Origin of the sequence: Vibrio chemaguriensis (assembly GCF_012275705.1) — a bacterium.
Taxonomy (GTDB): domain Bacteria; phylum Pseudomonadota; class Gammaproteobacteria; order Enterobacterales; family Vibrionaceae; genus Vibrio; species Vibrio diabolicus.
On record NZ_SHOE01000013.1, the window covers coordinates 43359 to 54842 of the forward strand.

Consider the following 11484-nt stretch of genomic DNA (forward strand, 5'->3'; position numbering starts at 1 on the left):
TTTGTCGAATTAAAGCTGTTTAGCTGGAACCAAAATCGTTGGTCCGCTGTTTTCCAGTTGGTTCGGATAATCAAGCGTGTAGTGCAAACCTCGACTCTCTTTACGCTGCATCGCACAACGAACCATCAGCTCTGCTACTTGTAAAAGGTTACGCAGTTCTAATAAGTTGTTCGATACACGGAAGTTGCTGTAGTACTCATGCGTTTCTTGTTGCAACAGTTGGATACGGCGCAAGGCGCGTTCTAAACGCTTGTCAGTTCGTACAATGCCCATGTAGTCCCACATAAACAGACGAAGCTCGTGCCAGTTGTGCTGAATGATCACTTCTTCATCACTGTTGGTCACTTTACTTTCATCCCAACATGGCACCTGTGAAGGAAGCTCCACGTTAGTGTGATGTTTTAGAATATCTTTCGCCGCAGACCAAGCATAAACCACGCATTCGAGAAGTGAATTTGATGCCATGCGGTTAGCACCATGCAGCCCTGTATAGCTGACTTCGCCAATTGCATACAAGTTTTTAAGATCGGTGCAGCCATTTCTATCCACCATGACACCGCCACAAGTGTAGTGCGCAGCAGGTACGATTGGGATTGGCTCTTTGGTCATATCAATGCCCAAGTCCATCAAACGTGAGTAAATGGTTGGGAAGTGCTTAGTAATAAAGTCCGCAGGTTTGTGACTGATGTCGAGGTACATACAGTCGGCACCCAAACGCTTCATTTCGAAGTCGATAGCACGAGCCACGACGTCACGCGGAGCAAGCTCTTTACGCTCATCGAAATCTGGCATAAAGCGAGAACCATCGGGACGACGCAGGTAAGCACCTTCACCACGTAACGCTTCGGTCAACAAGAAGTTACGTGCTTCTGGGTGATATAAACACGTCGGGTGGAACTGGTTAAACTCCATATTTGCCACACGACACCCTGCACGCCAAGCAATGGCAATACCATCACCAGACGAAACATCTGGGTTAGAGGTGTATTGATAAACTTTTGAAGCGCCACCTGTAGCGAGAACCACAAATTTGGCTCGCACGGTTTCGACATGCTCTTCGTTGCGGTTCCAAATATAAGCACCGATAACTTTGTTTTTATCACCGCCAATTTTGTCTTCGGTGATTAAGTCCAGAGCATTGTGACGTTCGAGAACATGAATGTTTGGATGGTTGTGAGCGTTATCTTGCAGAGAGGTTTGCATCGCCATACCTGTTGCATCTGCCGCGTGAAGAATACGACGACGGCTATGGCCACCTTCACGAGTTAAGTGGTAACGAGGCTCATCGTCAGAGTCATCCTCTTCACGATCAAATGGGACACCACCGTCGATCAACCACTGTACGCACTCTTTTGAATGTTCAGCAATGAACCTCACAGTATCTTCGTCACAAATACCATCGCCGGCGATTTGTGTATCTTCAACGTGTGACTCAATGGTGTCTGACTCATCAAATACAGCAGCAATACCACCCTGGGCATAATAGGTCGCCCCTTCGCTGCGTGGCCCTTTACTCAGCACCATCACTTTACAGTGGTTAGCAACGCGCAAAGCCAACGACAAACCAGCCGCGCCACTCCCTACCACTAACACATCACACTCATGTTCACGATTTGTGTTCATATAACTTTTATAATCCCAAGCTAAGGTAACAAAGTCACCTTGTGTATTATTTGCACACCATGTGCATTCCATTATCGCGACACCTGTCGCTAAGGGCTAAGTTGGGAGACCTATCGACATCCGTGTTACTGCGGTGACTGAGCCACTCTTCTTTTTCATGCAGAGCATGAGCATGCTTCCTAAGTTATATTTGTAACGCGGTGTTCAGATAGCCATTAGCCATGCAAATGAAAAGTAATAGTTTGTCAATGCCATTGCTTTTCCATGCTCGACCCAGCACAATCTGGGACAGAGATCATTCATTATACCCAATTCCCCTCAAGATGCTCGCTTGTCAAACTTAGACTAAAGTGAGGCAACGGTGGTCATTTGGGTATAGACATCACACTGTGAAAAAACAATGACAAAAAACTTGAGAAACCATGGAACTTTCTCATTCACGTTAGGGTCACAATAGTGCTCAAGTAAGCAGTGGTGTCAATACTACGTTTTGCATAATTAGTACCCATATCTGAGAAGAGTAGGGGCATAACAAATAGGAGTATCCGCTCGAATGAACGAGCAGCTGACCGATCAAGTATTGATTGAGCGAGTTCAGAATGGCGATAAGCAAGCATTCAACCTGCTGGTAACGAAGTACCAGAACAAGGTATGTAATCTTATTTCCAGATACGTTAGTAATCCTGGCGATGTACCAGATGTAGCACAAGAAGCGTTTATTAAAGCTTACCGAGCTATTCCCAGCTTTCGTGGGGAGAGTGCGTTTTATACGTGGCTGTATCGCATTGCAGTGAATACTGCGAAAAATCACATTGTTGCTCAAGGGCGTAGACCTCCAGCGACAGATGTCGATGCTGAAGATGCTGAATTTTACGAAACAGGTAGTGCACTTAAAGAAATATCGAACCCTGAGAACTTAACGTTGTCCAAAGAATTGCAACGGGTGGTGTTCAGTGCAATCGAAGCTTTACCTGAAGATTTAAAAACCGCAATGACATTACGAGAGCTCGATGGCTTGAGTTATGAAGAAATTGCAGAAGTGATGGATTGCCCGGTAGGAACGGTACGATCGCGTATCTTCCGTGCTCGTGAGGCGGTGGAAAAGAAAATCAGACCTCTTTTGCAACGCTAGTACAAGTAATAACTATGGTGAAAATAATGGCTGACAAAGAAAAACTTTCAGCTCTCATGGATGGAGAATTGGTCGATAAGGCTTTAATTCAAGAGTTAGAGCAAGACCAAGAGAGCCGTGATGCTTGGCAGAACTATCACCTGATAGGTGATGTGATGCGAGGCGAAGCGCCAGCAAAACCTGAGTGGAATATTGCTGAAAGCGTGGCGTTAGCGTTAGAAGATGAACCTGCACACCGTGCGTTTGATGCGCACAGTGCAAATGTTATCTCAATCGCTGATACGCCAAAAGAGTCGCAACCAGAACCGCAAAAAGCAAAACGTCAGTTGCCAGGTTGGTTGACACAGTTTGGTCAAGTTGCTGTTGCTGCATGTGTATCGCTTGTCGTTATTTTAGGTGTACAGCAGTACGGTGGTAGCGATTCAATGTCGCCGCAAACAGACCAATTACCTGTGTTGCAGACAGTTCCGTTTGCTGGCAGCGCAGAGCCTGTGAGTTTAACTCGTGAGTCTGTTGAGCGTTCTGTAGGTGAAGCAAATATGCAAGAGCAACGTAAGCGTGTTCATGCTATGCTGCGAGACTACGAATTGCAATTACGAATTAACAGTGATGCATCTCAACAAGATGCAAATCTGAATCCGGATATTGAATGAAAAAATTTCTGATCAGCGCTTGCGCTCTGTTCAGTATGATGTCTTCTCAAGCCTTTGCTGGTGATAAGCCAGCGGAGGCTTTATTGCATCAAATGAGCGAGGCGAGTAAGAATTTAAGTTACGAACTCTCTTATATCCTTATCAAAAAGAACAGCATTGAGCCGTTGCTGTATCGTCATGCGACGCATGGTGACGATCAATATGCTCATCTTGTCTATTTAAGTGGCCCTGTGCGCGAAGTGATTCGTCGTGGCACAGAAGTAAGCTATATCGAAACGGGTTTAGAACCATTCACCATCGAGTCAGGTAAAATGGTCGCTCCGACCATGCCTATGCTCAACACCAATATCGATGAGCTAAACTTGTATTACGACTATGTAAAAGTGGGTAGAGCTCGTGAAGCAGGTGTAGCAACACAAGTGCTGCGTGTCGTCCCTAAAGACGGTCTGCGCTATTCATACGTACTATGGATCGATGAAAAGAGTAAATTGCCGTTACGTGCCGACCTTGTGGACCGTGATGGTGAGATGCTTGAACAATATCGCACTATTTCTTACACGGTGAATCCAAAAATCGCAGAGTTAATGAGTGGCCTACAAGATGTTCAATTACCAGCTGTTCTCACCATGCCAAAAGGCGATATTGGAACCAGCAATTGGCAGGTAGGTTGGATCCCTGAAGGTTTCGAACCGAACGAGCTGAACCGCTACCGCATGGCTGTTACCAATCAAATGGTGGAGAGTCAGCTGTACTCTGACGGTCTATTTAGCTTCTCTGTTTACGTAGCAAACAAAGATGAGCATTCGTTAAAAGGGCAGTTGGTTCGCCAAGGCAGAAGAACGCTACACAGTTTTGTGAGCGGTCAACATGAAATCTCCGTTGTAGGAGACATTCCGCCGACCACAGCACAACGTATCGCCCAATCTGTCACATTTAATGTAACAAAGAGTAAACAACAATGATGACCGCGTTGGCTACTGTGACAGACGTACATCGTCGCGGTAAACAATACGAAATTGATTTAAGCTGCGAACAGCAGACCAGTTGCAGTAGTTGCTCTTCACAGAAAAGCTGTGGAACGGGCGTTGTGACTAAAGCCATTGGTAACAAGAGTTTATCTTGGCACCTGCGCACGGATAAATCAGTGAAGATAGGTCAAGTCGTCGAGATAGGCTTTCCTGAGTCGAGCCTGATAAAATCAGCAATGGCGGTTTATTTACTGCCGTTGTTTGGTTTGATTATCGGTGCGATGTTTGGTCACTTCCTATTAGCGCCGCTGACCGCGGGCGGGGAAGGTATCATCATATTGGCATCAGTACTATTTGCAGCTGGTGGAATGTGGATCGCAAAACGTGTTTCTCGTCCGTTAGAGGATGAATCTAAGCGCCAAGTTACCCTTGTTCGGGTACTTGGAGAGCCAATCCAGTAAGCGCCGTCCCCCCTCCACTAAAGGTTATTTGGGTATGTACTTTAAATTACGTGCGCCCGTTAACGAAATTCGGTAGAATCTGCCAACTTGATTGAAATGCCGTCAGTAGATGGCGTTTCTTACTGTCCCTATTTGTAAAGAGTTAGTCACCCTAAATCTATGAAGCACATTCGTAACTTTTCGATTATCGCCCACATCGACCATGGTAAGTCGACCCTATCAGACCGTCTAATCCAAGTTTGTGGCGGGTTAACCGATCGTGAAATGGCCGCACAGGTTCTGGATTCTATGGATCTTGAACGTGAGCGTGGTATCACCATTAAATCTCAGAGTGTGACGCTAAACTACACCGCTAAAAACGGTGAAACGTATCAGCTGAACTTCATCGATACTCCGGGGCACGTTGACTTTGCATATGAAGTATCACGTTCTCTAGCGGCTTGTGAAGGTGCGTTATTGGTTGTAGATGCGGGTCAAGGTGTTGAGGCTCAAACACTGGCTAACTGTTACACCGCGATTGAGATGGATCTAGAGGTTGTGCCAATCTTGAACAAGATTGACCTACCAGCAGCCGATCCTGAGCGTGTAGCGGAAGAAATTGAAGAAATCGTTGGTATCGATGCAATGGAAGCAACCCGCTGTTCTGCGAAGACAGGCATCGGTGTTGATGACGTTCTAGAGAACATTGTGTCAGCGATTCCAGCACCGGAAGGTGATCCAGATGCGCCACTACAAGCGCTGATCATTGACTCATGGTTTGATAACTATCTTGGCGTTGTTTCTCTAGTACGTATTAAAAACGGCGAACTGAAGAAGAACGACAAGATCAAAGTGATGAGTACGGGCCAAGTTTGGGGTGTAGACCGTCTTGGTATTTTTACGCCAAAACAAGTAGATACCGATATCCTTCGTACTGGTGAAGTAGGTTGGGTGGTTTGTGGTATTAAAGACATCCTTGGTGCACCAGTTGGTGATACGCTGACTATGGCTAAGAACGGCTGTGAAAAACCGCTACCAGGTTTTAAGAAAGTAAAACCTCAGGTTTACGCAGGTCTGTTCCCGGTATCTTCTGACGATTACGAGAACTTCCGTGATGCGCTGGGCAAATTAAGCCTAAACGATGCATCGCTATTCTACGAGCCAGAAAACTCCGCGGCACTTGGCTTTGGTTTCCGTTGTGGTTTCCTTGGCATGCTGCACATGGAAATCATCCAAGAGCGTCTAGAGCGTGAATACGACTTAGATCTTATCACCACGGCACCAACGGTAGTTTACGAAGTTGAAAAGACCGATGGTGAACTGCTGTACGTTGATAGCCCTGCCAAACTGCCAGCGATCAATGATATTGAAGAAATTCGTGAACCGATCGCTCGTTGTAATATCCTGGTACCTTCAGAGTACCTAGGTAACGTGATCACGCTGTGTGTTGAAAAGCGTGGTACTCAGGTCGATATGGTTTACCACGGTAACCAGGTTGCCGTGACTTACGATATTCCAATGGCAGAAGTGGTACTGGATTTCTTCGACCGTCTGAAATCGACATCTCGTGGTTATGCGTCTTTGGATTACAACTTCCAGCGTTTTGAAGCTTCGAATATGGTACGTGTAGACGTTCTTCTGAACGGTGACACCGTTGATGCATTGGCGATGATCACACACAAAGACCAGTCTCAGACTCGCGGTCGTCAGCTGGTAGAGAAGATGAAAGAATTTATCCCTCGCCAAATGTTTGATATCGCAATCCAAGCAGCGATTGGTAACCACATTATCGCACGTTCAACTGTAAAACAGCTGCGTAAGAACGTAATCGCGAAATGTTACGGCGGTGACGTAAGTCGTAAGAAGAAACTTCTGAAGAAACAGAAAGAAGGTAAGAAGCGCATGAAGCAGATCGGTAACGTTGAGCTGCCTCAAGAAGCGTTCCTAGCCATCCTTCACGTAGGTAAAGACTAAAGTTGAACTTTGTCTCACACTTGTCGGTCTTAAGACGTTAGATATTAAAATAAGTGAAAGGGTTTCGGCTCTTTCACTTTCGTATTTTTAGATAAGGGAATTTAATGGCGAATACATTCTCACTGATGTTGGTTATTGCGACTTTGGTAACTGGCGTGGTTTGGCTACTGGAAAAGCTGGTTTTCGCGAAAAAGCGTCAGGAAAAACTGGCTGAGATTCAAGCTCAGACGTCTAATGGTTTGGATGCAGTGACCTTGCAAAAAGTTGAGCGTCAGCCTTGGTGGGTTGAAAATAGCGTCTCAATTTTTCCTGTGATTGCGTTCGTTTTAGTATTGCGTTCTTTTATCTACGAACCATTTCAAATTCCATCAGGCTCAATGATGCCGACTTTGTTGGTGGGTGACTTTATCTTGGTAGAAAAATACGCCTATGGCTTGAAAGATCCGGTATGGCGCACGCAGTTAGTTGAAACAGGTAAACCTGAGCGTGGTGATATCGTGGTATTCAAATACCCGCCACAACCAAGTGTGGATTACATTAAGCGTGTTGTTGGTTTGCCTGGTGATATCGTGCGTTATTCAAGTGATAAGCAGCTTTGCGTGCAAAGCCAAGGTGAATCGGCGTGTAAACCAGTTAAACTGAGCAATGTTGAAGAAAGTCAGTTTAGTTCGAACGGTATTCCAATGATCCAACTGGATGAAAAATTGGGTAACGTGGAGCACAATATTTTGGTTAACCCTCTTGTTCGTAACCGTGTGGAGCAATACTTCCCACGTAGCGGCACGACAGAGTGGGTTGTACCACAAGGTCAGTACTTTGTGATGGGTGATAACCGTGACAACAGTGCTGACAGCCGTTATTGGGGCTTCGTTCCTGAAGCAAACTTAGTCGGCAAAGCTGTCGCCATTTGGATCAGCTTCGAGTTTGAGCGTGGCGCAGATAGCGTTCTACCTTCATGGATTCCAACTGGTGTGCGTTTTAACCGCATCGGTGGTATTCACTAACCATTTTATATCGAGAGAGTATGAATTCTCCAATTGATAAACTAGAGAGAAAGCTCGGCTACCAGTTTCAAGATGCCGGGCTTATCAACTTGGCGCTGACTCACCGCAGCGCCAACAGTAAGCATAATGAACGTCTTGAGTTTCTGGGCGATTCAATTTTAAGTTTTGTCATCGCTGATGATCTGTACCATCGTTTCCCGAAAGTGAACGAGGGTGACATGAGCCGTATGCGTGCTACTTTGGTTCGCGGACATACATTGGCGGAACTGGGTCGTGAATTCGATCTAGGAGATTATTTAAAATTAGGTCCAGGTGAATTGAAGAGTGGCGGTTTTCGCCGAGACTCTATTTTAGCCGATGCGGTTGAAGCCATTATTGGCGCAATTTACCTAGACAGCGATCTTGAAGTTGTGCGAGGCATTGTACTGAGTTGGTACAACTCACGCCTTGAAGCCATTAAACCTGGCGTCTCACAAAAAGATCCGAAAACTCGCCTACAAGAGTTCCTACAAGGCAGAAGAAAACCGCTGCCTGTGTACACAGTGACTAATATTAAAGGTGAAGCGCACAACCAAGAGTTTACGGTTGAGTGTGAAGTAGCAGGTGTGGACAAGCCTGTAATCGGGAAAGGCACCAGCCGCCGCAAGGCAGAACAAGCGGCTGCTGAAACAGCACTTGAGCAATTAACAAATGGCTGATAACGAATTCGATATCGATGCGTTTTTCGCATCACAAGGTGAGCCAAGCTCGCCAGAAAACCAGCACTGTGGCTTTATTGCTATTGTTGGTCGCCCAAACGTAGGTAAGTCGACACTTCTGAACAAAATCTTGGGTCAGAAGATTTCGATCACCTCACGTAAGCCACAAACAACACGCCACCGCATTATGGGCGTGGACACGGACGGCGATTACCAAGCGATTTACGTTGACACGCCAGGACTTCACATTGAAGAAAAGCGTGCGATTAACCGCCTGATGAACCGTGCGGCTAACTCATCTCTAAGTGATGTAAACCTAGTGTTCTTCTTAGTCGATGGTACGCATTGGACCAAAGACGATGAGATGGTGCTAACTAAGCTTCAAAAATCGAACTTCCCAGTTGTGCTTTGTGTCAATAAAGTCGACAACGTGCAAGATCGTAACGAAGTGATGCTGCACATGGCGGAGATGTCTAAGAAGATGGACTTCGTTGACGTTGTGCCAATCTCTGCGAAGCAAGGGAAGAACATTGATGTACTGCGTAAGCACGTGCGTAATCACTTACCTAAAGCAACGCACCACTTCCCAGAAGAATACGTGACTGATCGCTCCCAGCGTTTTATGGCATCTGAAATTGTGCGTGAAAAGTTAATGCGTTTCACGGGTGAAGAATTGCCATACTCGGTAACGGTCGAGATTGAACGTTTTGATTACAACCCAGAAACCGACGGTTTCCATATCAATGCCTTGATTCTTGTTGAGCGTAATGGCCAGAAGAAAATGGTGATTGGTAAAGGTGGCGAGAAGATCAAGACCATTGGTCGTGAAGCGCGTTTAGATATGGAAGAGTTGTTCGGTCGTAAGGTTTACCTAGAAACCTGGGTAAAAGTGAAATCTGGCTGGGCAGACGACGAACGAGCACTGCGCTCGTTGGGTTATATCGACGACTTATAATCTTGGCTGCGAAGATGCTTCGCTCCAACATCGATGAAAAATTAGTATCGATTAAAATAAGGAGCCGCTCGGCTCCTTATTTTTTATTTCACACTTTTTAGGCACAATGACTTAGATGAGTAATCTGTCTTCCGAAGGTTTACAGCGCTGTTTTGTTTTACATCGCCGCCCTTACAGTGAATCGAGCTTAATCCTTGATGTATTTAGTGAGGAATATGGCCGAATGACTTTAATGGCCAAAGGCGCGCGCAGTAAGCGTTCGAACTTAAAAGGCGCATTGCAACCTTTTACTCCGCTGTTACTTAAATGGTCGGGAAAAGGTTCAATGAAGACTTTGCGTCAAGCTGAGCCGATAAGCCTAGGTTTACCGTTAACGGGCATTAATCTCTACTCAGCCATGTACGTCAATGAACTGATTGGCCGTATCTTGATGGCGGAAGTGCCGATGCCAGCGCTATTTCATGATTATTTGCATGCGTTAACAGAGTTGGCACACAACGAGAACCCTGAGCCAGCACTGCGTCGTTTTGAGTTAGCATTGCTATCTGCGATGGGGTATGGCGTAGATTTCTTGCACTGTGCAGGTACTGGCGAGCCCGTCGACCCAGAGATGACGTATCGTTACCGGGAACAAAAAGGCTTCATAGCTTCGGTTAGGCGCGATAACCTCACGTTTTTAGGGAATGAACTGATTGCTATCAGTGAGCGGCGGTTCGTCACTAAAGAGCAGCTAAAAGCGGCAAAACGCTTTACACGTATAGCCTTAAAGCCGTATCTTGGCGGCAAACCTTTAAAAAGTCGTGAATTTTTCATTCAGACCCCCAGAGCACGGAGTAACGGAAAATGAGCTCAATTTATTTAGGCGTCAATATCGACCATATTGCCACTCTACGTAATGCACGTGGTACAAAATACCCTGATCCTGTTCACGCTGCAGAAATTGCTGAGCGTGCAGGCGCGGATGGTATCACAATTCACTTACGTGAAGACCGTCGCCATATTTTGGACCGTGATGTACGTATTCTGCGTGAAACCATTCAAACGCGTATGAATCTAGAGATGGCTGTGACGGACGAAATGGTTGAGATTGCGCTGCAAACTAAACCAGAGTTTGTGTGCTTAGTGCCTGAAAAACGTGAAGAACTGACGACGGAAGGTGGCTTGGACGTTGTGGGGCAGCTTGAAAAAATTAAAGCTGCGACGAAAAAGCTGACAGATGCAGGCATTAAAGTTTCACTCTTTATTGATGCTGATCGTCAACAGATTGAAGCTGCGAAAAAGTGTGGTGCTCCGTTTATTGAGCTACACACTGGTCATTATGCTGATGCGACGACAGAAGACGAACAGCAAGCAGAACTGAAGAAGATTGCCGCTGGTGCGAGTTATGCTCATGACCTAGGTATTATTGTTAATGCCGGGCATGGACTGACTTATCACAATGTCGCGCCAATTGCTGCATTACCAGAAATTTACGAACTCAACATTGGTCACTCAATCATTGGTCGCGCGGTATTTGATGGTTTGAATAAAGCGGTTGCGGACATGAAAGCACTGATGATTGAGGCACGCCAATAATAGGGCTATCTAGATGGCGATTATAGGGTTAGGGACCGACATTGCAGAAATTGAGCGTATTGAAAAAGCGTTAGCTCGTAGTGGTGAGCCTTTTGCTCAGCGTATTCTTTCAGAAGAAGAAATGGCTAAATTTTCACAGCTTAAGCTGCAAGGCCGCTATCTTGCTAAGCGCTTTGCGGTCAAAGAAGCGGCCTCAAAAGCATTGGGAACAGGGATCGCAAAAGGGGTCACGTTTCACGATTTTTCCATCTCGAACGATGCGCTTGGAAAACCAGTGCTCGCATTGACGGGCACAGCAAAGCAAATAGCGGATGCGATGGGCGTTAACCACATTCACCTGTCCATTTCCGATGAGCGTCATTACGCTGTGGCGACGGTCATTTTTGAATCCTAGCTTGTAAGTCTTAAACAAAATACTAAAAAGCCAGAGCAGATGCTCTGGCTTTCTTGTCTCTCGAGCAG

The 11484-nt window shown here is 46.0% G+C and carries 12 protein-coding genes; 11 read left to right on the plus strand and 1 reads right to left on the minus strand.

The window, feature by feature from the left end; genetic code table 11:
• Nucleotides 1–9 precede the first annotated feature (9 nt).
• Entirely contained in the window at nucleotides 10–1623 is a 1614-nt protein-coding gene (gene nadB / locus EX191_RS13585; protein ID WP_041853018.1) for an L-aspartate oxidase, read from the minus strand.
• A 553-nt stretch (nucleotides 1624–2176) separates the two neighbouring features.
• Here nadB and rpoE point away from each other — a divergent pair.
• The 11 genes from rpoE (at nucleotide 2177) to acpS (ending at nucleotide 11416) form a co-directional block, all read left to right on the plus strand.
• Nucleotides 2177–2755, plus strand: coding sequence for an RNA polymerase sigma factor RpoE (gene rpoE, locus EX191_RS13590; RefSeq protein ID WP_005380946.1), 579 nt, complete (start codon nucleotides 2177–2179; stop codon nucleotides 2753–2755).
• A gap of 26 nt (nucleotides 2756–2781) precedes the next feature.
• Nucleotides 2782–3408: a sigma-E factor negative regulatory protein gene (locus EX191_RS13595; RefSeq protein WP_012841405.1), complete on the plus strand. Its 627-nt coding sequence runs from the start codon at nucleotides 2782–2784 to the stop codon at nucleotides 3406–3408.
• A complete protein-coding gene (gene rseB / locus EX191_RS13600; protein WP_005393918.1) occupies nucleotides 3405–4370 on the plus strand; it encodes a sigma-E factor regulatory protein RseB in 966 nt (321 codons plus the stop codon). Before EX191_RS13595 ends, rseB begins: the two co-directional genes overlap by 4 nt.
• Nucleotides 4367–4837: a SoxR reducing system RseC family protein gene (locus tag EX191_RS13605; protein WP_005384575.1), complete on the plus strand. Its 471-nt coding sequence runs from the start codon at nucleotides 4367–4369 to the stop codon at nucleotides 4835–4837. Before rseB ends, EX191_RS13605 begins: the two co-directional genes overlap by 4 nt.
• Nucleotides 4838–4996: 159 nt before the next feature.
• A complete protein-coding gene (gene lepA / locus EX191_RS13610; RefSeq protein ID WP_046875099.1) occupies nucleotides 4997–6790 on the plus strand; it encodes a translation elongation factor 4 in 1794 nt (597 codons plus the stop codon).
• A 104-nt stretch (nucleotides 6791–6894) separates the two neighbouring features.
• On the plus strand, nucleotides 6895–7794 hold the full coding sequence (lepB, locus tag EX191_RS13615; protein ID WP_193447902.1) for a signal peptidase I: 900 nt from the start codon (nucleotides 6895–6897) through the stop codon (nucleotides 7792–7794).
• Between the two features lie 20 nt (nucleotides 7795–7814).
• Nucleotides 7815–8492, plus strand: a complete 678-nt coding sequence (rnc, locus tag EX191_RS13620; RefSeq protein WP_005393907.1) for a ribonuclease III — start codon at nucleotides 7815–7817, stop codon at nucleotides 8490–8492.
• Nucleotides 8485–9447 (plus strand): GTPase Era, encoded by a 963-nt coding sequence (era, locus tag EX191_RS13625; RefSeq protein WP_006743309.1) that lies wholly within the window; start codon nucleotides 8485–8487, stop codon nucleotides 9445–9447. The genes rnc and era overlap by 8 nt, the downstream gene beginning before the upstream one ends.
• A 115-nt stretch (nucleotides 9448–9562) precedes the next feature.
• Nucleotides 9563–10294 (plus strand): DNA repair protein RecO, encoded by a 732-nt coding sequence (recO, locus tag EX191_RS13630; protein ID WP_005384578.1) that lies wholly within the window; start codon nucleotides 9563–9565, stop codon nucleotides 10292–10294.
• On the plus strand, nucleotides 10291–11022 hold the full coding sequence (pdxJ, locus tag EX191_RS13635; protein ID WP_048625989.1) for a pyridoxine 5'-phosphate synthase: 732 nt from the start codon (nucleotides 10291–10293) through the stop codon (nucleotides 11020–11022). The genes recO and pdxJ overlap by 4 nt, the downstream gene beginning before the upstream one ends.
• A 13-nt stretch (nucleotides 11023–11035) precedes the next feature.
• A complete protein-coding gene (gene acpS, locus EX191_RS13640) occupies nucleotides 11036–11416 on the plus strand; it encodes a holo-ACP synthase (protein ID WP_012841407.1) in 381 nt (126 codons plus the stop codon).
• Nucleotides 11417–11484 lie beyond the last annotated feature (68 nt).